The organism is Desulforamulus hydrothermalis Lam5 = DSM 18033 (genome assembly GCF_000315365.1).
GTDB classification, from domain to species: domain Bacteria; phylum Bacillota; class Desulfotomaculia; order Desulfotomaculales; family Desulfotomaculaceae; genus Desulfotomaculum; species Desulfotomaculum hydrothermale.
The window spans coordinates 586254-607894 of the sequence record NZ_CAOS01000003.1; the positions used below are offsets into that span (position 1 = coordinate 586254).

Annotated in this window: 20 protein-coding genes and 1 riboswitch; of the genes, 1 reads left to right on the plus strand and 19 read right to left on the minus strand. The window is 58.7% G+C overall.

Going from position 1 to position 21641, the window contains the following annotated elements:
- Nucleotides 1–204 precede the first annotated feature (204 nt).
- Nucleotides 205–1306 (minus strand): peptide chain release factor 2 gene (gene prfB, locus DESHY_RS03745; RefSeq protein ID WP_143147822.1). Its coding sequence is split into 2 segments (ribosomal slippage): nt 205–1236 and nt 1238–1306, totalling 1101 coding nucleotides; the frame shifts between segments, so codons are not numbered across the junction.
- A gap of 45 nt (nt 1307–1351) precedes the next feature.
- Nucleotides 1352–3967: a preprotein translocase subunit SecA gene (gene secA, locus DESHY_RS03750; protein ID WP_008410526.1), complete on the minus strand. Its 2616-nt coding sequence runs from the start codon at nt 3965–3967 to the stop codon at nt 1352–1354.
- 107 nt (nt 3968–4074) lie between these two features.
- On the opposite strand from secA, the gene DESHY_RS13990 reads away from it, so the two are divergent.
- Nucleotides 4075–4233 carry a hypothetical protein gene (locus tag DESHY_RS13990; RefSeq protein ID WP_160162478.1) on the plus strand — a complete coding sequence of 53 codons (159 nt, stop codon included), beginning with the start codon at nt 4075–4077 and terminating at the stop codon, nt 4231–4233.
- 5 nt (nt 4234–4238) lie between these two features.
- Here DESHY_RS13990 and hpf read toward each other — a convergent pair whose 3' ends face one another.
- The 17 genes from hpf to galU form a co-directional block, all read right to left on the minus strand.
- Nucleotides 4239–4760 carry a ribosome hibernation-promoting factor, HPF/YfiA family gene (hpf, locus tag DESHY_RS03760; RefSeq protein WP_008410527.1) on the minus strand — a complete coding sequence of 174 codons (522 nt, stop codon included), beginning with the start codon at nt 4758–4760 and terminating at the stop codon, nt 4239–4241.
- Nucleotides 4761–4903: 143 nt separating this feature from the next.
- Nucleotides 4904–5101: a cold shock domain-containing protein gene (locus tag DESHY_RS03765; protein WP_008410528.1), complete on the minus strand. Its 198-nt coding sequence runs from the start codon at nt 5099–5101 to the stop codon at nt 4904–4906.
- 393 nt (nt 5102–5494) lie between these two features.
- The gene (locus DESHY_RS03770; RefSeq protein ID WP_008410529.1) at nt 5495–6238 is read right to left on the minus strand and encodes a ComF family protein; all 744 of its coding nucleotides are present in this window, start codon (nt 6236–6238) and stop codon (nt 5495–5497) included.
- 13 nt (nt 6239–6251) lie between these two features.
- On the minus strand, nt 6252–6719 hold the full coding sequence (locus DESHY_RS03775; protein ID WP_008410530.1) for a hypothetical protein: 468 nt from the start codon (nt 6717–6719) through the stop codon (nt 6252–6254).
- Between the two features lie 19 nt (nt 6720–6738).
- A complete protein-coding gene (locus DESHY_RS03780; protein WP_008410532.1) occupies nt 6739–6948 on the minus strand; it encodes a hypothetical protein in 210 nt (69 codons plus the stop codon).
- Nucleotides 6949–6998: 50 nt separating this feature from the next.
- Nucleotides 6999–7217: a DUF2922 domain-containing protein gene (locus DESHY_RS03785; RefSeq protein ID WP_008410533.1), complete on the minus strand. Its 219-nt coding sequence runs from the start codon at nt 7215–7217 to the stop codon at nt 6999–7001.
- Between the two features lie 20 nt (nt 7218–7237).
- On the minus strand, nt 7238–7462 hold the full coding sequence (locus tag DESHY_RS03790) for a DUF1659 domain-containing protein (protein WP_008410534.1): 225 nt from the start codon (nt 7460–7462) through the stop codon (nt 7238–7240).
- Between the two features lie 179 nt (nt 7463–7641).
- Nucleotides 7642–9333, minus strand: a complete 1692-nt coding sequence (locus DESHY_RS03795; protein ID WP_008410535.1) for a GGDEF domain-containing protein — start codon at nt 9331–9333, stop codon at nt 7642–7644.
- A gap of 46 nt (nt 9334–9379) precedes the next feature.
- Nucleotides 9380–9844, minus strand: coding sequence for a glycosyltransferase (locus DESHY_RS03800; protein WP_008410536.1), 465 nt, complete (start codon nt 9842–9844; stop codon nt 9380–9382).
- 58 nt (nt 9845–9902) lie between these two features.
- Nucleotides 9903–10646 carry an ATP-binding protein gene (locus tag DESHY_RS03805; protein ID WP_008410537.1) on the minus strand — a complete coding sequence of 248 codons (744 nt, stop codon included), beginning with the start codon at nt 10644–10646 and terminating at the stop codon, nt 9903–9905.
- Between the two features lie 238 nt (nt 10647–10884).
- Nucleotides 10885–12078: a methionine adenosyltransferase gene (gene metK, locus DESHY_RS03810; protein WP_048817838.1), complete on the minus strand. Its 1194-nt coding sequence runs from the start codon at nt 12076–12078 to the stop codon at nt 10885–10887.
- A gap of 94 nt (nt 12079–12172) precedes the next feature.
- Nucleotides 12173–12270: riboswitch (SAM riboswitch) on the minus strand.
- A gap of 62 nt (nt 12271–12332) precedes the next feature.
- A complete protein-coding gene (locus DESHY_RS03815; protein ID WP_008410539.1) occupies nt 12333–12596 on the minus strand; it encodes a YlmC/YmxH family sporulation protein in 264 nt (87 codons plus the stop codon).
- A gap of 24 nt (nt 12597–12620) precedes the next feature.
- Nucleotides 12621–14210, minus strand: a complete 1590-nt coding sequence (gene murJ / locus DESHY_RS03820) for a murein biosynthesis integral membrane protein MurJ (RefSeq protein WP_008410541.1) — start codon at nt 14208–14210, stop codon at nt 12621–12623.
- A gap of 185 nt (nt 14211–14395) precedes the next feature.
- A complete protein-coding gene (locus tag DESHY_RS03825) occupies nt 14396–17437 on the minus strand; it encodes a S8 family serine peptidase (RefSeq protein WP_008410542.1) in 3042 nt (1013 codons plus the stop codon).
- A gap of 310 nt (nt 17438–17747) precedes the next feature.
- Complete coding sequence (locus tag DESHY_RS03835) at nt 17748–19211, minus strand: phosphoglucomutase/phosphomannomutase family protein (protein WP_008410544.1); 1464 nt, start codon at nt 19209–19211, stop codon at nt 17748–17750.
- Nucleotides 19212–19785: 574 nt separating this feature from the next.
- Nucleotides 19786–20706 carry an NAD-dependent epimerase/dehydratase family protein gene (locus DESHY_RS03840; RefSeq protein WP_008410545.1) on the minus strand — a complete coding sequence of 307 codons (921 nt, stop codon included), beginning with the start codon at nt 20704–20706 and terminating at the stop codon, nt 19786–19788.
- Between the two features lie 2 nt (nt 20707–20708).
- On the minus strand, nt 20709–21593 hold the full coding sequence (galU, locus tag DESHY_RS03845; protein WP_008410546.1) for a UTP--glucose-1-phosphate uridylyltransferase GalU: 885 nt from the start codon (nt 21591–21593) through the stop codon (nt 20709–20711).
- Between the last annotated feature and the right edge of the window lie 48 nt (nt 21594–21641).

Genomic DNA, 21641 nt, shown 5'->3' on the forward strand with positions numbered 1-21641 from the left:
CCTTCACTGTTTTCCTTTAGCATGCCCGAAAAAGAAAAAGCCTATCGCAGCATTTCCCGGCATTCCCAGTATAAGTGTTCTTGCTTTTGGTGCTAAATCCTTCCATCAAACAAAAAATCTTGTCGAAATCAAAAGAGGGACGGTTCCCGGCCCGGTCTTCGCGGCAGCGAATTCAGGTTTCGGAAACCGCCCCTGCTGGTATTGCTAGCGGTTGGCTTTTTGTTTAAGGCAGGCGGCAATAAATTCTTCAATCCGGCCGTCCATCACCGCCTGGACGTTGCCTGTTTCCACCCCGGTGCGGTGGTCTTTCACCAGGCTGTAGGGGTGGAAGACATAAGAGCGGATCTGGTTGCCCCAGGCAATGTCTTTTTGCTCACCCCGCAGGGCCGCCAGTTCCTCTTCTTTTTTGCGCAGCTCCAGGTCGATGAGCTTAGCCTTCAGCAGTTTCATGGCCGCCATGCGGTTGTAAGTTTGCGACCGCTCGTTCTGGCAAGCTACCACAATACCGGTGGGCAGGTGGGTGATGCGCACCGCCGAATCGGTTTTGTTGACGTGCTGGCCGCCGGCCCCGCCGGACCGATAAGTGTCAATCTTTAAGTCTTCCGGGCGAATCTGCACTTCCACTTCTTCCTCCACCACCGGCAGCACATCCACCGAAGCAAAGGAGGTGTGGCGGCGGCCGGCGGCATCAAAGGGGGAAATGCGCACCAGCCGGTGTACCCCTTTTTCGCATTTCAGGTAGCCGTAAGCGTTGGGGCCGGCCACCTGGATGGTGGCGCTTTTGATGCCCGCCTCGTCCCCCGGCAGCAAATCCAGCACTTCCACCTTATAATTGTGGTTTTCGCAGTAGCGGGTGTACATGCGCAAAAGCATCTGGGCCCAGTCCTGGGATTCGGTGCCCCCCGCTCCCGGGTGCAGGGACAGGATGGCGTCGTTCCGGTCGTAGGGCCCCGCCAGCAGCACTTCCAGCTCGGTATCTGCCAGCCGCCTGGCCAGGTCCTCCAGCCCGGCCGTCAATTCTTCCTCCAACAAGGGGTCCTGTTCTTCCTGGCACAGTTCCAGCATCACTTCTAAATCCTGCAAGGCCGACTCCAGGGAGGCGAAGCGGGCGACCCGGTCTTTCAGGCCGGCCAGCTGTTGGTTCAGCTGCCGGCTGTGCTCCAGGTCGTCCCAGAAACCCGGCTGCAGCATGGTCTGCTCCAGTTTGGCTATGGCTGCTTGCTGTTGGTCGATGTCAAAGAGAAACCCTCAAATCTTGGATGCGCTTACCCAGCTGTTCAAGGTTGCGCCTTACTTCTGCATCCAGCACACACACTCATCCTTTCTTGATACCCGTACCTAAGTTATTAAGTTACTTGCCGCAGCATTTTTTGTATTTCTTGCCGCTGCCGCAGGGGCAGGGATGGTTGCGGCCCACCTGCTGCTCTTTGCGCAGGGGCTTGCGGGGGCCCTCGTCAGAGGTGCGGTTTTCCACCACCACCCGCTGTTCCCGGGGCTGTTCCGGCACCAGGTTAACCCGGTAAATATAACGCACCACATCGTCCTGGATGTTGGCAATCATGTTGTTAAACATTTCGTAGGCTTCAAATTTGTATTCAATCAGGGGGTCCTTCTGGCCGTAAGCCCGCAGGCCGATGCCTTCCCGCAGCTGGTCCATGGCGTCCAGGTGATCCATCCACTTTTCGTCCACCAGCCGCAGCAGCACCACCCGCTCGATTTCCCGCATGGTTGCGGCCCCCAGCTCGGCTTCCCGGGCTTTATACAGCTCCCGGGCCCGCACCAGCAGTTCTTCCCGCAGGGCATCCCGGCCCAGCCCCTCCAGATCGGCCACCTGCAAGTTATGGCCGGGCAGGTAGAGCTGGCCGGCATAATCCAACAGGCCGGCCAGATCCCATTCCTCCTGGTGCACCCCTTCGGGACAGTAGGCGTCCACCGACCGGGCCACCACTTTGGCAATGGTTTCCTGAATGTTGTCGGCTATATTTTGGCCGGTCAGCACCTGGCGCCGCTGGCTGTAAATCAGCTCCCGCTGCTGGTTCATCACGTCGTCGTAATTTAAGACATGCTTTCTGATGTCGAAGTTGCGGTTTTCCACCCGTTTCTGGGCGGTTTCAATAGACTTGGTAATCAGCGCGTGCTCGATGGGCACATCTTCTTCCATGCCCAGCTTTTCCATTAAACCGGCAATGTTATCCGAACCAAACAGGCGCATCAAATCGTCTTCCAGGGAAATGTAAAACTGGCTGGAACCCGGGTCGCCCTGGCGGCCCGCCCGGCCCCGCAGCTGGTTGTCAATGCGGCGGCTTTCGTGCCGTTCGGTACCGATAATGTGCAGGCCGCCCAGTTCCACCACCTGCCGGCGTTCTTCCTCGCACTGCTGTTTGTACTTGGCCACCAGGGCCTGATAAGCAGCCGGGTCGGCCGCCTCGCTTTGGCCCTGCCGGCGCAGTTCGCTGAGGGCCAAAATCTCCGGATTGCCGCCCAGCAAAATGTCGGTGCCGCGGCCCGCCATATTGGTGGCAATGGTCACCGCTCCCAGGCGGCCCGCCTGGGCAATGATTTCAGCCTCTTTTTCATGGTATTTGGCATTTAAGACCTGGTGCGGCACGCCTTTCTTTTTCAGCATGCTGCTGAGCAGCTCTGATGTTTCAATAGAAATGGTACCCACCAACACCGGCTGGCCGGTGGCATGGCGCCGGACAATTTCTTCCACCACCGCCCGGTATTTAGCCTCTTTGGTTTTATACACCAGGTCGGGCATATCGTTACGGATCATGGGTTTGTTGGTGGGAATCACCACCACGTCCAGACCGTAGATTTTGCGGAATTCCTCCTCTTCGGTAAGGGCGGTGCCGGTCATGCCGGCCAGCTTTTTATACATGCGGAAGTAATTCTGGAAGGTGATGGTGGCCAGGGTTTGCGACTCCCGCTCAATCTTAACCCCTTCCTTGGCCTCAATGGCCTGGTGCAGCCCGTCGCTGTAGCGGCGGCCAAACATCAGGCGGCCGGTAAACTCATCCACAATCACCACTTCGCCGTCCTTCACCACATAATCCCGGTCCCGCTTCATCAGGGCATGGGCCTTGAGGGCTTGATTGAGGTGATGGGTCAGCTCCAGGTTGCTGTCGTCATACAGGTTCGGCACGCCCAGCAATTTTTCCGCCTTGCTTACTCCTTCCTCGGTAAGCAAAACCGTATGCGCCTTTTCATCCACGGTATAGTCGGTATCTTGCACCAGTTTGGGCACAATGCGGGCCATGGTGTAATAAAGGTCGGTCGGTTTATCCGCCATGCCGGAAATAATCAAGGGGGTGCGGGCCTCATCAATTAAGATGCTGTCCACCTCGTCCACGATGGCATAGTGCAATTCCCGCTGCACCAGTTGTTCCGGGTGCAGGGCCATGTTGTCCCGCAGGTAGTCAAAGCCAAATTCGTTGTTGGTGCCGTAGGTGATGTCGGCGTTGTAGGCCTGGCGGCGCTGCTCCCAATCCAGGCCGTGCACGATTAACCCCACCGACAAGCCCAGGAAGTTATATATTTGCCCCATCCACTGGCTGTCCCGGGTGGCCAGGTAATCGTTGACCGTCACCACATGCACGCCCCGGCCGGTTAAGGCGTTGAGGTAAACCGGCAGGGTGGCCACCAGGGTTTTGCCTTCGCCGGTTTTCATTTCGGCAATGCGGCCCTGGTGCAACACTATGCCGCCGATTAGCTGCACGTCATAATGGCGCATGTTGTGCACCCGCCGGGCGGCCTCCCGCACCACCGCAAAGGCTTCGGGCAGGATGTCATCCAGGCTGCGGCCGTTGGCCAGCTGCTGCTTGAAGTGGGCCGTCTTGCCCCGCAATGCTTCATCGGTTAATTTAGCGACGGCCGGCTCCAGCCCGTTAATTTCATCCACCACCCGCTGCAGCCGTTTAACTTCTCGGGCGTTATCATCAAACAAATTTTTAATAAACTTCAGCACACTGATCCACCTTTCAGGTTTTCCCTTGCCGCCGGCAGGCGGTTCCTGCCCGATACCGGCGGCAAATTCATTCTATCACCGGTGTCCCGGCAACGCAAGCAATGGCCATGCAGCAGAGGATTCGCCGCCGGGCCGGGGATTCCTCCCGGCCCGGCCCTGGTAATGTCAGGATTCTCTTTTGCAGCCCGGCGGCTGCCGGTCTGCCCGGCCGGCCCAAAACAGCCCAAAAGCCTGAGGGGGCACGCCTGTCTGGCGTGCCCCGGTAGTTCCTTTAAAAGGTCGGTTCAATTAGTCCGTAGTTGCCGTCTTTACGCCGGTAAACCACGTTGGTTTGTTCGGTTTCTGCGTTGGAAAAAACAAAAAAGTCATGCCCCAGCAGGTTCATCTGCAGGATAGCCTCGTCCAAAGACATGGGCTTGATGGCAAACCGCTTGGTTTTAATGACCTGGGGTGCCTCATCCGCCGGTTTATCCGCTTCAGCCACGGCACCGGTTGCGCTGCGGCCGCTGCGGCGGTTAATCCTGGCTTTGTAGCGCTCAATCTGGCGCTCCAGTTTTTCCACCACCAGATCCACCGAGGAATACATTTCGCCGGTGGCTTCTTCGCCCCTCAACAGCATCCCGTTAACCGGGATGGTAACCTCAATCTTATGTGAATCGCCTTCCACTACCAGGGTTGCTACGGCTTCTCCCATATTATCCAGGAATCTGTCCAGCTTGTTTAAACGCTTTTCCACATAGTCCCGCAGGGCCGGAGTCACTTGAATGTTCTTACCGCGAACTTGCACTTTCACAAGCACCACTCCTTTCGCAGTGTCAGTAGGAAGTAAATACCTGTAGTTAGTATTCCCGAAAAAAAACCGAATTCCTGCATTAAACTTAACATAATTTTAAAACCCTGGCCGGACGGCCAGGGTAGAAAGTTCTCAATTTTTTATTAACGTTTAACAACGTTAGCAGCTTGAGGCCCGCGAGCTCCTTCAACGATGTCGAATTCAACTTCTTGACCTTCAGCTAATGTTTTGAAACCTTCTTCTTGAATGGCGGAAAAGTGGACGAAGACATCGCCGCCCTCTTCTCTTTCAATAAAACCATAACCTTTTTCCGCATTAAACCATTTTACCTTGCCGAGCATTTACATTCCTCGCTTTCAAAATACTTTCCAGGAGCCCAAGGGAACTCACATGCCGTTATCTTATCACTTTGCCGGGGTTCTGTCAAGGGTTGCCTGCCGTGGCGGATAACTGCCTGTTTGTCGAAAAATTTCTTGTTGAAAAAGCATTTTTCTGTGGACAATGTGGATAAGTCTGTTAATAACCCATTAAATGGGCGGTTTTTCTGTGGACATTAAGTGGATAGAGGTGTGTATTTTGTCAAAAGGAGAGAACCGTTGGCATAATTTTTGTAGAAGATTTTTATTTTCCCATATATAAAATATAAACCCAGGGAATTTTGCTTGGCCAAGCAAGTCGTATTGTTGCCGCTGCCGGGCGGCAGCAGCGCCGGGCGTGGGTTTTTCCCTCCCTTTTTAGCACTTTGAACCGGCCCGGTCTTGCTCGGTGTTGGCCGCTGTCAGAACATACACCCCGGCCGCCCCGTGCTGTTTAAGCAGGCCCGCAACGGCTGCCGCCGTTGCCCCGGTGGTAAAAACATCGTCCACCAGCAGGATGCGGCGGCCGGCAATTTGCGCCGGTGCTGTTACCTGAAAGGCTCCCTGCAGGTTTTGCTGCCGCTGCTGCCGGTTCAGCCCGGTTTGGGGCGGGGTGTCAAAGCTTTTTACCAGCAGGCGGTTGGCCAGGGGCAGGTTTAAGCACCGGGCTGTTGATGCGGCCAGCAGCTCGGCCTGGTTAAAGCCCCGCTCCCTTAAACGCCCCCGGGCCATGGGTACCGGCAGCACCAACTGGGCATCCCGCAGCGGTGAGTGGGCCGGCAGGCTTGCCGCCATGATTTGGCCCAGCAGCGGCGCCAGGGATTTGCGGCCCCGGTATTTTAAAAGGTGAATGGCCTGCCGCAAGCCGCCTTCATAGGGGCCCGCCGCCCGGGCCAGCTCAAAGGGCGGCAGCCTGCGGCGGCAGCGGCCGCACAGGACAGCCTGCTGCTCCGGCAGGGCCAGGGGCCGGCCGCAGACCCGGCATTTGGGTTTGGCCGCCCAATCCGCCAGCAGTTGCCGGCAGGCCGGGCATAAATCCGCCGGGCCGGCCCGGCCGCACAGCGGGCAACCGGGCCGCCGGGGAAACAACAAGTTAAGCAGCGCTTCCCACAGGGGGTGCATGGTTTTTCTCCCCTTAACCAATTTTTGGCCTGTCCTCTCCCTGATTCTCCGGCCATCCCCGGGTCTCCTGCCCGGGCTCGCCTTTGCGGCTGTTTTTAGTATCGTAAACAGCCGCTTCCAGGCGGGCGGCTATCATGCTTTCCAAATCCCGGCACAATTGCCGCAGGGCCTGGCGGGCGGCCTGGGAAAGCTGGCTGAGCACCAGCTGCCGGGCTTCCCTTTGCAGTTCCCGGATTTGCTCCGCTGTTAAACGGCCGTTTTGGTTCTGGCATTTCCACCGTTCCACCCGGGGCATCAAACTTTTAACGGTAACGCTGACGGTTTGCTCTAAAAGGTTAAGGTAAAACCAATATTGCCCGGCCGCCCGTCTTTCTTTAAGGTAGTTGACCAGCTGCCGCACCAGCATCATAAGCCCGCCGGCCAACACCGGTGCGGCGGCCAGGGCAGCATCCAGCAGCAGTTGGCTTACAGCGTCAGTCATTGGCACCGCCTCCTTCGGCTTACAGCCTGCCGGCGGCCAGGTTGAGCGCCAGCAAAATCAGGGAAGCCGTAACCCCGCCCATTAAACCCAGCAGCCACAGCAGGATTTGCCCCAGCCTGGCCTCCAGCTTTTCCAGGGCGGCGGTCTGGCGTTCCTGCCACTCTTTCAGGTGGCTGACATCCGCTTCCAGGGCGGCAATTTGCCTGGTCAGGCTTAAATCCAGGGACACGGGACCACCTCCTTATAGTTAAGGGGCGGGGTTACCCCGCCCCTCAAGCATTAGACAATATCCATTTCGGTTACATCCCGGCTGACCAGGCGGGCGCCGGCCACCCCCACCAGGCTGCCGCCGGGGCTGGTGAAAATATCTTTGGCCACAATTTGCTCCATCACGGCCCGCACTTCAGATTCCAGCAGGTTATCCCTGGGTTCGGCCACCCGCAGGGTAACCTTGCTGCCGGCAGTGTTGACAAAAATCAGTTCCAGCGTTTTGCTCATAGGTTATACCTCCCTTTAGATTATTGGTTGATTAACTCGCCGTCATCCACCCGGTAAACACCCAGCAAGGTTTGCGCCTGCAGGCTGCTGATGGCCTGGGCTACCTCATAGATGGCCTGGTCGCCGGCGGTCAGTTTTACCCGCTGATAGGTTCTGTTTACGTAAACCGGATCGCCGTTAGCGTTGACGCCTTTCTGGTAGCGCAACTTCAGGCTGCAAGAAAAGGGCTGTTTTACCACTGCCATTGCATTTCCTCCTTTTTATTTGGGGCCGGCCCCGTTTGATTTCAGCGCTTAAACTGATTGTAGCGGTTTCCTGCCCAAAAGAAAAAAGCCCGGTTGCGGCAGGTTGAGGTTCAACTTGCCGCAACCGGGCAGCCTGACTGCCCGCACAGCAGCCACTTGCTGCAAGTGGGCATGCCACTTTAAGTAACTGCTGAAGTTGGATCCCGGTTTGCTTTTAATTTTACCGTCTGGCTGTAGGCAATGGCCCGGTCCCGGCCCAGCTCCCCGGCCCGGGCCAGCGCTTGTTCGGCGGCCAGGAAAAGCCGGTCCGGCCGGTTGGTATCCTGGGGAAACACCGCCACCCCCACCGCCAGCGTTAACCTAAGCGGCTGGGGCGAATTTTCCGCCACCCGGCAGTCCCGGGCAGCTGCCCGCAGCCGCTCGGCCAGCTGCAGGGCGGCCGCTGTGTCGCAGCCGGGCACCAGAGCAGCCAGCCGGCTGCCGCTGTAGCGGCCCAACAGGCAATCGGGGCGGCTGATATCCCGCAGCACCCCGGCAGCAGCTTGCAAAACCGCATCCCCCGCCCCATGCCCGTAACGGGCGTTCAGCAGCGGCAGTTCATCAACGCCGGCCAGCAGCAGGGCAGCCGTTTCCCCGGGGGCCAGGCCCAGCAGCCGGTTTACCGCCTGGCGGTAAAACCGGCGGTGGTTAAACAAACCGGTCAGCGGGTCAACCACCGCCATCTGCTGCAACTGCTCGGCCAGCATTTCGTTAGCCAGCAGCATAGCCACCTGGCTGCCCATGATACTGACAATTTGACCCTGCTTTTCCTCATAAAGGCCCGGCCGGGTGTCGCCCAGCACCAACAGGCCGCTTGCTTCCCCCCGGGCCAGCAGGGGAACCGCCAGCACTGACCGGAAATGCCGGCAAGGGCCTGCCGCAGCCTGGTCAACTTCTTTGCGCACATCCTCTATCACCAACGGCTGCCGGTTAATCAGGGCTTGTCCCAGCAGGCCCTCGCCGGGAACCACCACGCTGCTGCCCAGTTCAGCCCGCCAGGGCCCCTGGGCGGCACAGGGCAAAAACAACTGCCGCCGGGGCGACCGGAAATACAGCACCGCCCCTTGAAAGGTCAGAAAGCGCCGGCATTCCTGCAAAAATACTTGAAAAAAATCATCCGGCGCAACCTCCTGCCGCAACCGCCGGGCCACCTGGTAAAGGGCGGTCAGTTGCCGGTTGGCCAGTTCCATGTGCACATATTTGCGCAGGATTACCTGGGCCACCGGCACCGGCAGGAACAACAGCGCCGCCCAGCCGGTGCCCGCTTTGTCAAAAAGGGCGGCCATCAAGATACCGTAAGGGGTGGTTAAAAGATATGTATAAGCGTCCCAGCGCAGGGCATCCCAGCCAAATATATCCGGGTGATCCCGGCGCCCGGGCAGCAGGTAAAGATAAACCAGCAGGTGGTTGACCATAAAATATACAACGGTAAAAATAAGGACGGGCAACACCTGGCCGGTTGCCAGCCGGTAGGCGGCATCCGCCAGCGCCGCCGCTAAAACGTGCTGCGCGCTGTTAAACAGGATGGTGCGCAGGGGGTTGCCGCGGTTGGCAATGCCCAGCCCCAGCAGGGCCACCAGGCCGGTGACCCAGGCGGTGGCCGCCCCGCCGCAGGTCAGTTGGCAGGCCGCCACAACTATGTAGCTGCCGGACAGGTAGCCCCGGGCCAGAGGAACCGCCAGCCACTCCGCCAGGATGCCCAGGGCAAGCAGCAGGGCCAGGGTACTCCCCTGATCCAGGTTAAGCCCGGGAAACACCAGCCACAGCCAGCCAAAGCCAAGCCCAATCACAAGCCACGTATATATTAAGCCGAAGCCGCCCGGTCGGGCCATGACAGCCACCTCCTTCAATCTGCAATATTCGACAATAAATGGTAATTTACCTCCAGCCCTGGCAGAAAAATACACGAAAAACCTTTTCCGCCAGCATGGCGCTGGGCAGTTTGCGCAAATCCACCACCCACACCAGGGCATTATGGCAGTACAGCAGCCCGTTAAGCAGGGCCCGGTCCGGTTGGCCGGACTGTTCAGCCGCCGCAGCCGGTTCCAGGGTTACCAGGCGAAAGGCCAGGTTGCCCTGCAGCCCCCTGAGAATACCCGCTGTATCATCCCGGGAACCGTCATCCACCACCACCACGTCAAAATTTACCCACTGCTGGGTGCGCCAGGCCGCCAGCCGGCGCATCAGGTACTCCGCATCCGCCGCCCTGTCCTGCAGCACCACCAGCAGGCTCACCGGCGGTCCGGGCCGGTGCCTGACCAGGCGGCCCAGGTCCTGCACCAGGTAAAACACACCGTAGCAGGCCAGGATTAAAATAAGCAAAAAGCAGACAGTCTCCCACATAACAACACCCCCTGTGTTTTAGAGTATGTTTACGCCAACACAGGGGGTGAGCGGTAACTTATGGTTGAGGTTGAAAACGGACCAGGAAGGTGCTGCCTTTAGTGCCGGTTTCCACCACAATATTGGCATTGTGCCGGGCGGCAACGCTGTAGCAAACCGCCAGGCCCAGGCCGGTACCATGGTCTTTGGTGGTAAAAAACGGTATCCCCAGCTTGTTCAGCACATCCACCTTGATGCCTTTGCCCTGGTCCTGCACCGCCAGCACAACATCCGGGTCGTCCAGAAAGGTTTTAACGGTCAGGTTGCCGCCTTCCGGCATAGCTTCCAGACCGTTGTATACCAGATTGCAAATAAGTTTGCTGATTTCTTGCTCGTTCAGCCACAGCGGCGGGATGTTGCCCGGTTCAAACAGCACTTGGCTGCCCGACTGCCGGGCCTGGTGGGCAATGGCAGGCAACAGGTCAAACAAGAGGTCGTTGAGTTGAAGCAACCTGGTCTTAGAGGCTTTGGCAGGCGCCAGCAGCAGCACTTCGGAAATGACGGCGTTGGCCTGATCCAGTTCCCGCAGCATCACCTGCAGGTATTCGGCAAAACCGGGACAGGCTGCTTCTTTTTCCAGCACCTGCAGCAGCCCCCGCACGGCGGTCATGGGGTTGCGTATTTCGTGGGCAATGCCCGCCGCCATTTCCCCGGCCAGCTTAATTTTTACCGCCCGCATGATATTGCCGGCGTACTCCGGGTAGCGGGTTAAATCTTCCTTCAGCAAAAGACAACCGCCCTCACCTGCCTGGTTTTTCGCCATGCGCAGCGCCTCCTTATGCGTGGTCAGACCTTATTAGGCACTGTTTGCCACGCATACCATTTTTTGTATTATAACACAGGTGTGGGAAGAACCCTGCTGCATCATGTCGAAAGCAAATAAAAATTTACCCGTTAATTTGCTACCCGTCCCTTACGGGCATATTAAAAGGCGCTTCACCTCTGACAGTGAAGCGCCTCAGATTGCCGATAACCCTTTAACGGTTTATGCTTGCCTTTGTCTATTTGAGACCGGCTTCTGCCCGCAGGAGGGCGGCTTTGTCGGTGCGCTCCCAGGGCAGGTCCAAATCAGGGCGGCCAAAGTGGCCGTAGGCTGCGGTTTGTTTGTAAATGGGCCGGCGCAGGTCCAGGGTTTTGATAATGCCGGCGGGGCGCAGGTCGAAGTGGCGGTTGATGAGCCGGATAATTACATCGTCACTGACTGTTCCGGTGCCGAAGGTTTGTACCCGTACGGATACCGGGCGGGCTACCCCGATGGCATAAGCCACCTGCACTTCGCAGCGTTTGGCCAGGCCGGCGGCCACAATGTTTTTCGCCACATAGCGGGCTGCATAGCTGGCGGAACGGTCTACCTTGGTGGGGTCTTTGCCCGAGAAGGCGCCGCCGCCGTGGCGGGCCCGGCCGCCGTAGGTATCGACAATAATTTTACGGCCGGTGAGCCCGGCATCCCCATGGGGGCCGCCAATCACAAAACGGCCGGTGGGGTTAATGAAGAAGCGGGTCTGGTTGTCTACCAGCTCCGGCGGCAACACATAACGGGCCACCTTTTCAATCATATCCTGGCGAATAACAGCCAGCTCTGCTTCCGGGTGGTGCTGGGTGGAAATAACCACTGTGTCAATGCGGGCCGGCCGGTCGCCGTCGTATTCCACCGTCACCTGGGTTTTGCCGTCCGGCCGCAGGTAGTCTACCAGGCCGGTTTTGCGCACTTCCGCCAAGCGGCGGGCCATTTGGTGGGCCAGGGAGATGGGCAGGGGCATCAGTTCGGGTGTTTCGTCGGTGGCGAAACCAAACATCATTCCCTGGTCGCCGGCGCCGATGGCTTCGATTTCTTCCTCGGTCATCTCGCCGGTTTTTGCCTCCAGGGCCTTGTCCACACCCATGGCAATATCGGGGGATTGTTCGTCAATGGCGGTGAGAACGGCGCAGGTGTCACCGTCAAAGCCGTATTTGGCCCTGGTGTAACCGATTTCCAACACGGTTTCCCGGGCCACTTTGGGAATATCAACATAGCACTTGCAGGAAATTTCCCCGCCCACCAGCACCAGACCGGTGGTCACAAAGGTTTCGCAAGCAACCCTGGCCATGGGGTCTTTGGCCAGGATGGCATCCAATATGGCATCGGAAATTTGATCCGCCACTTTATCAGGGTGGCCTTCAGTTACGGATTCTGAAGTAAAAAGTTTTCTGCTCAAAGGCATTCCCTCCCTCTATTAACTTTTCCGCTATCATCAAGAAATAAACCTCTCCGGCAGGAGAGGTTACTTTTCCCAGCATTTTCTCACCTTGACCTCATCTGTCAGGAAGCAGCTTCCTGCAGGATTTGGCACCTTCCGTGAGGTTGCCGGGTTTCATCGGGCCAGTCCCTCCACCTCTCTTGATGAGCACAGAAATATCAGCAAAATGCCAGATTTATTTTAGCAAAGCAGGTACTTTGTGTCAAACAAATTTATTTTACTTCATAATAGGAACGATCCATGGGTTCCAGCTCCACCAGGACGGTATCCAGGCCGAACTTTTTCACCAGTTCCCAGGGAATCACCATATCTTTGCCCGACCGCACCAGGCCGAAATAGCGGCGGGGGGCCTGCAGCACCAGGGCCACCACCCGTCCGGTGGCCGGATCAATGTGCAGATCCTTCACCGGCCCCAGTTTGGCGCCGTCGCTGAGGTTGACAATATCCTTGACTGCCAGTTGGGTTGCTTTTAACATGGCACGCACCTCCCCTATGCCATGTTATGCGCCGGGGTCAGTTTTGGTGCGCCGGCCCCGCAGGCGGGCCAGCCATTTGCCGCCGTACCGGGCCGCCAGGGTGGCTTCTTCCATTTTCAGCAGGAACACCGCCGCCACAAAAACCAGCAAACCGGTGCCGATGGCCGCCCCCACCTGCAGCGCCAGCCCCAGGGTGCCGTGGGCCGCCGCCAACCCCGCCGCCCCGGCCTGCACCGACCAGGCCGCGGCCGCCATGGCAGCAGTGGCCAGGGCAGTTTGCCCGGCAAATTTAGCCAGACCGGCATTGAGCAAACCGGGTAGGCGCCGGTTGAGGAACCAGGCCAGCATGGCGGTGTTGGCCAGGGAAGCAAGGGAGTTGGCCAGGGCCAGGCCGCCGTGCTTTAAGGGGCCGATGAGCAGCAGGCTGAAGGCCAGGTTGATGGCCACCGTAACCGCCATCAGTTTCACCGGCGTCCGGGTATCCTGCTGGGCATAAAAGGCCCGGGTAAGAATAATGTTGGCCGCCTGTCCCACCAGGCCGACAGCATACATGGAGAGAGCAAAGGCGGTCATCGCCGTGGCCCGGGGGGTAAATTGGCCGTGCTCAAACAGCAGCTTGATGACAGGGGTGGCTAGCACCATCAGCCCGATGCCCGCCGGCAGGGAAAATAAAATAACCATCCGGCCGGCCCGCACCACTGTATCCGCCAGTTCCTGCCTTTGCCCCCGGGCGGCCAGGGTGGTGATGGCAGGGTAAAAGGCGGTGCCCACCGCCAGCACAAAAAAAGTAATAGGCATCAGGATAATCCGGTTGGCATAGTTGAGGGCGGAAATACTGCCCTCCGCCAGGCCGGAGGCCAGGATGCGGTCGATAATCAGATAAATCTGGTTGAGCGAGGTGCCAATGGCCACCGGCAGCACCAGGTGCAGCACCTGGCGTACGCCGGGATGCCGCAGGTCGATGCTGAACCGGAAGCGGAAGCCCACCTGGCGCAGTTTGGGAAGCTGCATCAGGGCGGCCAGCACAAACCCCAGCACCGTCCCGGCGGCCAGGCCGTCGATGCCGTAGACGCTGCCCAGGGTCAGGGCCGCCGCAATAATGGTAAGATTGGTGACACTGACACTGAGGGCCGGGATGCCAAATACCTGGTTGGCGTTTAACAGCCCCTGAAATACGGTGGACAAACCGTAAAATACCAGGATGGGCAGCATAATTACGGTCAGCCGGGTGGCCAGCCCGGCCACTTCGGCGCTTAACCCCGGGGCGGTCAGTTTAACCAGCAAGGGCGCCGCCCAAACTCCCACCAGGGTAAACAAGGAAAAAACAATCACCACCAGGGTAATGACGGTGTTGAACAGCCGCCAGGCCTCCTCCCGCCGGCCCTGGGCGGCGTATTCGCTGAACACCGGCACCACCACGGTGGCCAGAGCGCCGATGATAATGGCAAAAACCGCATTGGGAATGTTATAGGCCACCACATAGGCGTCGGTGACGCCGGTGGCGCCAAACATATAAGCTATCACCTGTTCCCGCACAAACCCCAGGATGCGGGACAGCAGGTTAATTACCGCAATGACCAGGGTGGCCCGGGCAATGACTTTTCCGGTGGACAAAATTAAAACCCCCCAATTAGCCGTTAGCTCAACCTGGAGCCGGAATTCGACAACAATCGTAGTATATTCTACTTTAGTTGCCCATATCCTGCCTTTTTAAACAGGCAGGCAAAAAGAAACGCCTTCCGGCAGCGGGAGGAAGCCGCAAACTGCAGAAAAACTCGGCCGGCGGAAAATCCGCTAACCTACCGGTTATTCTCCCGGTAGGCCAAAAGCCGCACCAGCACCGTAACCGCCTCGGCCCGGGTGGTGAGGGCCTGCGGGGCAAACAACCCTTCGCCGCGGCCCCGCATCAGCCCGGCCTGGGCTGTCACGGCCACCGAGGTTCCGGCCCAGGGGGCGATGCTCTCGCCGTCTTTAAACAGTCCCGGCGCCAGCGGGCTGTCCGGGATTACCCGCAAACTGTTAAGCCGCAGGGCCCGCACCAGCATAGCCGCCATCTGTTCCCGGGTAATGGGGTCGTTGGGGCCGAAGGTGCCGTTGCCATAGCCGGCCACCAGTCCCATTTGCGCGGCGGTAGCCACCGCCCCGGCACACCAGTAGCCCGGCGGCACATCTTGAAAGCCGGTGGCTGCGGCATCCTCCGGCAGGCCCAGGGTTCTTACCAGCATAACGGCAAACTGGCCCCGGGTAACCGTTTCATGCGGGCCAAAGGTTTCCGAGGTGACCCCCCGCACCACATGGCGGGCCGCCATGATTTCAATGTTGGGCCGGGCCCAGTGGCCGGCAATATCGTTAAAGGTGCGGCTGGCCTCCAGAATGGCAAACCGGCCAAACCTTTCCGTCATAAAGGATGACTTGCCGGTATCCGGGTTGTAATTGCTGCTGATAAACTCCCACCGGCGGGTCAGCTCATTAAGGCGGTAAGCGCCGATTTTTTTAATATTTAAGCCGGCGGTGGCGCCCACCGGGGTGGTTATGGTAAGCCGTACCGGGTTTTTCGGCTGGCTGACCGGCAACTGGCTGCCGTCCGGCCAGACAATGGCCGGCCGCAGCTCCACCAGGTAACCCGCCGGCCGCAGGTACATTAAGGGATCGGTGCCGGGCAAGGCTTGATCCCCCACCGCCTGCCAGGTTACCCGCAGCTGCAGCTGGGCTGTCCGGTCCGGCTGGCCGTTGCGGCCAAATTCGGCCGCCGGTATCTCCACGCTGAGGCCGGGCAGCTTCAGCTCCACCGGCCGCCCGTTGCGGTACAATTCCTCCGCCATGGCCGCCCCAAAGGCCAGAGTAACCGGCTCGCCCGGGGTACCCTCGGCAGCAAGCACCACCTTGCCGGTGGCATGGGATTTTTCGATGGCCTGCCTGACCTCCTGATCCGGCAGGGCCAGCGGCAAATAGGGTGAATGATCCGGCAGGCTCTGGATATCAATGCGCCACACCCGGGCGGTAACCGGGTTGACGGTCATTTTAACGGTCGCTTCAATGGGCAGCTCGGACCACTTAACGTCATTATCCCCCACGTATATGCCGGCTTCGTCCGCCAGGGTCCAGCGGGTGCCGTCATAAATAATCAGCCGGTTGCTGCCTTCTTTGGCCTGTACTTTGCTGACAACCGTGCTGTACAGGGCATCCAGGTGGCACACCCGGCCCGCTGCGTCAAAGGCCAGGTAAACCTCCGCCCCGGGCGGCACATCCTGCAGCCGGGCGTTTTTAACCGTCTTGCTCCCTTCCACCAGGCGCACCGTTGCCCCGGCTGCCGGTTGAAAAACATCCCCGTTGGCAAAGACCAGACTGTTGTCCTTAACCTTTTGCAGGGTACCCCGGTAAGGCTGGGTGCCGTAAACCAGGGCAAAGGTCTGCGGCCCCTTAACCACCTGGCAGCCGATCACTTCAATGGTATAGGTTTCGCCCGGCTGGGTCTTATTAATCGTAATTTCTTCCGTATTGTTCAGCCGGTCGCCGTCGATATAGCCGTTGCCCCAATATATTTCCTTGCCGTCCGGCCCGGTAATTTTTAAATCCAGGTCGTTAACCAGGTCTTTGCCGATGCCCGGCGTTTTGGGATAGTCGGTGTAAGACAGCACTGCCTTAAAGGGCCGGCCGTTGCCGGTAAAGGTGTAGGTTGCCCGTTGCCCGGTTTGCAGGCCCGGGTTTTGCAAGCTGCGGGCCTCCCCCTTTTCCAGGGCCAGCAGGGAAGTTTCCACATCCACCCGGCCAAAGCCCTGGTCTAGCGATGAAACGCCGGGCAGCCGGCGGGCGCCGAAAATCAGCAGCGCCTTCAGTTGGGCGGCGCTGGGCGATTCGCCCCGCTGCACCAGGTACTGGCGCAGCAGCGCCAGGGAGCCGGCCGTCAGGGCGGTGGCCATGCTGGTGCCGCTCATGTAAGCGTAATACTGGTTGTACATGCCGATATAGCTGTCCCGTTCGGTGTCCGGCCGGGTTTTGCGGGTGGACAATATCCAGGTGCCCGGGGCCAGCACCTCGGGTTTAAGGCGGCCGTCCAGGGTGCCCCGGCTGCTGAAGCCCGCCACCTGATCCGGGTTGTCTGAATTGCTGTCCACCCCCCGCACCCCCTCGGCAGCCCCCACCGTAATGGCGTTTTTCGCCGCCCCGGGGGAGCTGACAAAGGGTTTGGCTGTTTTGTAGCCGTTGCCGGCGGATTTTAAAACCACCATATCCGGGTGTTCCCAGACAAACTTGTCCAAACTGTAGGTGTCCCAGTCGTAAATGCCGTCGCTGAAACTGGCACCCCAGCTGTTCACATGAATGCGCGGCCGGCCGGGTGCCTGATAGGCATCCAGCAGCAGTTCATAAACCGAGGGAATATGCAGTTTGTCTTCTTTGGCATTGTAAGTAGCCTGAAAATACAGGCCCGCCTCGGGGGCCAGGCCCTGTACGCTCCCCTGGGAGCGGGCGCCGCTGCCCACAATGCTGCCGGCAATATGGGTGCCGTGCCCGTTGGGATCAGCCCAGCCGTCGCCGCTGAAATCCTTCACTCCCACCAGGCGGTCTTGCAAATCCGGGTGCAGGGTTTCCCACGAACCGCCGTCCAGCCCGGCATCCGCCACCGCAACCACCTGACCCTGGCCGGTGAGGCCGGCGCCGTTGGCGCCCCGCTCCAAAGACCACAGGCCGGGTACCCCCATCATGCCGGCGGCCAAGTTATTTTCAAACCGGTAAGCCGCCAGGCCGCCTGCCCAGACCGGCCAGGGCAACAGCAAACAGGCCAGCAGCAGGCTGAGGCAGCCGGCCAGGCGTTTTGATTTGTATCGCTGCTTAAATAACAAGTTATCACCCCGTTACAGGACATCCCAAGGAAACAAAAAAGGCAATAAAAAAGACACCATCGAAAATTGTTCGACGGCATCGTAAATAAGTCCTTTTAAATAAACAAATAACTTAAAATACCCGGCTGAAATATGCTGCCAGTCAAAACATTTGCTGCCAGCCGGGCTGCTGACAAACCCTCTGATCTCGGCTTGATCAAACACGTTCAGCAAACGCTGTTGCGGCACGCCGGCAGGCACCGGCAGGATTATAATCCTGCCCGGGGTTTTAGCCTTTGCCTGCCGGCCCTTGCGGCAGCCTATGATTATGTTAACTTAATTGCAGCAACTGCTGCACCTGCTGCTGCAGCTGCACCTTCTGGCCCAGGCTGTTGGCTTCCACATAAAGGCGGAACAGCGGTTCGGTGCCCGAAGGCCGGATAAGCACCCAGGCGCCGTCCGCCAGCACCAGCTTGGTGCCGTCTATGGTAATTTTTTGCTGCACCGGCCGGCCGGCCAGCTCAGCAGGCGAAAATTCCTGCAGCCGCTGCAGCACGGCCTCCTTTTGTGCCGGCGTGGTGTGAATATCCAGCCGCTCGCTGTACAGCCGGCCAAATTCTTCGTAAACCTGCTGCAGCAGCTCGCTGAGGCTGCGGCCATGGCAGGCCACCATTTCGGCCGCCAGCAGGCCGGCTAAAATACCGTCTTTCTCCGGGATATGACCCTTTACGGATAAGCCGCCGCTTTCCTCGCCGCCCAGTATGCAGCCTTTTTCCAGCAGGTTTTGGCCGATGTACTTAAAGCCCACCGGCGATTCGTACACCGCCTGGCCGTACCTGGCCGCCATGCGGTCCAGCAGGTGGGTGGTGGCCACCGTGCGGGCCACCGGGCCCCGCCAGCCTTTCACGGTCAGCAGGTGGTAATAAAGCAGGGGCAAAAACTGGTTGGGGGTAATATAAGCCCCGTTGGCATCAATAATGCCAAAGCGGTCCGCATCCCCGTCCAGGGCCAGGCCCAGCTGGGCGCCGCCGGCCTGGACCCGGCTTTGCAGCTTGCCCAGGGACTGGCCGGTGGGTTCGGGCAGGGTGCCGCCAAACAGCGGGTCCCGGTAATTGTTGAAAACCTCCACCTGCACGCCCGCTTCTCCTAAAATATGCTCCAGGTAGCCAATGCCCGCCCCGTACATGGGGTCGATGACAACCCGCAGCCCCGCCCGGCCAATGGCCGGCAGATCCACCAGGGATGCCACATGCTCCACATAGGCTTGAAAGGGCTGCTGCAGGCTGCAGCCGACAGCCGGCGTTGGGACGTCGTCCGTCAAATTGCCGTACCGGCCCCGGGGCGGTACTGACCGGTAAGCATCACAGGGCTCTGCCGCCAGCAGTTTGGCTATGTTTTCTTCAATTTGTCGGGTAATGTGAGGCAGGGCCGGCCCGGCATATTCCGGAATAAACTTCAGCCCGTTGTAGGGGGGCGGGTTGTGGCTGGCCGTCAGCATTACCGCCCCGGCCGCCCCGTAAATTTTAATGGCGTAGGCCGTCACCGGGGTGGGGGTTGCGCCGCAGCACAGGTATACCGGTATGCCCTGCTGCACAAATTCTTCCGCCACCGCCTGGGCAAATTCTTCTGCCAGGAAGCGGTTATCCCGGCCCACCACCAGGCCCTGCCGGGCACTGCCCCGGTCCTTGATATAGGCGGCCACCGCCCGGGCCACCAGCCTTACATTGTCAAAGGTAAAATCTTGGGCGATAATGCCCCGCCAACCGTCCGTACCAAAGGATATTTTATGACTCACGGTTATCTCCTCCGCAACAAGTTAATACAAAAACAGGCTGTAGACAAAAGAAAGTCAATTACAGTTAACGCTTGCCGACACTTGATACAAAATATATTTTATGATGCCGGCACCGTTATTATGCACATTATACCAGCACTGGCAAGGTTTATCATGTCGATTTAGCGGGCATACTATGGTTAGTTAGCAAAATTTTACCCAGGAGCTGGTTTACCATGGCCAAAGCCGTAGATATTAAAGCCCTCAACCGCCGCCGCCGGATGCTGGCAGCCTATGTGGCAGCGGGCAGGAAACAACAGGCCTCAAAAAACAGTACCAAAAACGGCCGCTAAGCCGGCTGCCTAAACCGCCGGCCGCGATTTAGGCAAAAATCCCGAGGTGTTTTATGACGGGAATCACAAACCACCGTAAAGGGAAATTCAGAAAAAGGTTGCCCTGCAGCCAAACCGGGCAACCTTTATTGTTTTTTGTTATTAACCAAACAGCTTGCGTTCTAAATCAGCCAGTTTGTTGCGCAGAATGTTACCATGTATTTGACGCAAATAAAAGGGTTGGCATCCCCTTGAGCCAACCCTTAATTCTTTTTATTCAAGTAATAGGCCACCGTTTCCCGCAGGCCGTCGGCCAGGTCATAGCGGGGCTGCCAGCCCAGGCAGGCCACCGCCGCCCGGTTGTCCAGATAGCTGTGCACAATGTCGCCCGGCCGGGGCGGCCGGTAAACCGGCTCCAGGTGGGATGCCGTCTGCTGCCGGATTAACTGATACAACTGCTGCACGGTCACCGCCCGGCCGGTGCTGATATTCAAAATCCGGCCGTCACCCCGCTCCATGGCCAGCAGGTTGGCGGCCGCCACATCTTTAACATAAACAAAGTCCCGGGTCTGCTGCCCGTCGCCAAAAATAACCGCCGGCTGCCGGCGCAGCAGCCGGTCAATAAAGATGGCCACCACGCCGCCTTCGCCCTGGGCATCCTGCCGGGGGCCGTATACATTGGCATAGCGCAGGGCGGTCCAGCGCAGGCCGTAAAGTTCCCCGTAAGCAGCCAGGTATTTTTCCACCGCATATTTGGCCACGCCGTAACCGGACAGGGGAGCAGCCGGGTGCGATTCGTCCAGCGGCAGGCAGCGGGGGGTGCCGTAAACAGCCGCTGAAGACGCAAAAACAATTTTGGCTACACCGTGCTGCCGGCAGGCTTCCAGCAGGTGCAGGGTGCCGATAATATTGACGCCGGCATCAAACACCGGGTCCCGCAGGGAAACCGGCACCGCCACCTGGGCCGCCTGGTGCATGATCACCCGGGGCTTAATTTCCCCCACCAACCCCACCACAGCCGGGTCAGTAATATCCTGCCGGCAAAATGTAACCCCCGGCGGCAGGTTGGCTGTGCTGCCGCCGGCTAAATTATCAATCACATACACTTCATGGCCGGCCGCCAGCAAGGCCTCCGCCACATGGGAGCCGATAAAGCCGGCGCCGCCGGTAACCAGTACACGCACGATTACGCTTCATCCTTTACTGTTTGGTTAACAATTTCCTTTAAATATGCCCGGAAATCCGCCGCTAAATCCGGCCGTTCCAGGGCAAACTCCACCGTGGCCTTTAAATAGCCCAGCTTATCTCCCACATCATAGCGCTTGCCCTCAAACAAGCAGCCGTAAATGGCTTCCGCCTGCACCAGCTTTTTCAGGGCATCGGTCAGTTGAATCTCGCCGCCGGCGCCCGGCCGGGTGGCCGCCAAAATATCAAAGATGCGGGGGGTTAAGATATACCTGCCCATCACCGCCAGTTGGGAAGGGGCCTGGTCCACCGGCGGCTTCTCCACCAGGTCGTAAATGCGGCAAACCCCCTGCCGTTCCGGGGCGGCTGCCACAATGCCGTACCTGTCCACCTGCTGCCGGGGTACCTCCTGTACCCCCAGCACGGTATAGCGCACATCATCGTACAGGTTAAGCATTTGTTTTAAACAGGGCACCTGGCTGCGGATCACATCGTCCCCCAGCAGCACCGCAAAGGGTTCATCCCCGATAAACTTGCGGGCGCAGTAAACCGCATGGCCCAGGCCCAGCGGCTCCTTCTGGCGGATATAGTGAATATCCACCATTTCGCTGATGTCCCGCACCAGCCCCAGCAGTTCATGCTTCTGCTTGCTGCTCAGCTGCATTTCCAGTTCCAGGGACTTGTCAAAATGATCCTCGATGGCCCGCTTGTGGCGGCCGGTAACAATAAGGATGTCTTCAATGCCGGAAGCCACCGCTTCCTCCACAATGTACTGGATGGTGGGCGTGTCCACAATGGGCAGCATTTCTTTGGGCTGCGCCTTGGTGGCCGGCAAAAACCGCACGCCCAGGCCGGCTGCCGGTATAATGGCTTTGCGTACCCGCATGGTATCCTTCCTTTCAGAGATGGCTCTGACTGCTAAAACAAACAGCGG

Excerpts from the sequence above, each read along its gene's own strand:
- DESHY_RS13990 (WP_160162478.1), top strand. The coding sequence starts at position 4,075 with ATGCAGCAGAGGATTCGCCGCCGGGCCGGGGATTCCTCCCGGCCCGGC.
- DESHY_RS03765 (WP_008410528.1), bottom strand. The coding sequence starts at position 5,101 with ATGCTCGGCAAGGTAAAATGGTTTAATGCGGAAAAAGGTTATGGTTTT.
- DESHY_RS03770 (WP_008410529.1), bottom strand. The coding sequence starts at position 6,238 with ATGCACCCCCTGTGGGAAGCGCTGCTTAACTTGTTGTTTCCCCGGCGG.
- DESHY_RS03775 (WP_008410530.1), bottom strand. The coding sequence starts at position 6,719 with ATGACTGACGCTGTAAGCCAACTGCTGCTGGATGCTGCCCTGGCCGCC.
- DESHY_RS03785 (WP_008410533.1), bottom strand. The coding sequence starts at position 7,217 with ATGAGCAAAACGCTGGAACTGATTTTTGTCAACACTGCCGGCAGCAAG.
- DESHY_RS03790 (WP_008410534.1), bottom strand. The coding sequence starts at position 7,462 with ATGGCAGTGGTAAAACAGCCCTTTTCTTGCAGCCTGAAGTTGCGCTAC.
- DESHY_RS03795 (WP_008410535.1), bottom strand. The coding sequence starts at position 9,333 with ATGGCCCGACCGGGCGGCTTCGGCTTAATATATACGTGGCTTGTGATT.
- DESHY_RS03800 (WP_008410536.1), bottom strand. The coding sequence starts at position 9,844 with ATGTGGGAGACTGTCTGCTTTTTGCTTATTTTAATCCTGGCCTGCTAC.
- DESHY_RS03805 (WP_008410537.1), bottom strand. The coding sequence starts at position 10,646 with ATGGCGAAAAACCAGGCAGGTGAGGGCGGTTGTCTTTTGCTGAAGGAA.
- DESHY_RS03815 (WP_008410539.1), bottom strand. The coding sequence starts at position 12,596 with ATGTTAAAAGCAACCCAACTGGCAGTCAAGGATATTGTCAACCTCAGC.
- galU (WP_008410546.1), bottom strand. The coding sequence starts at position 21,593 with ATGCGGGTACGCAAAGCCATTATACCGGCAGCCGGCCTGGGCGTGCGG.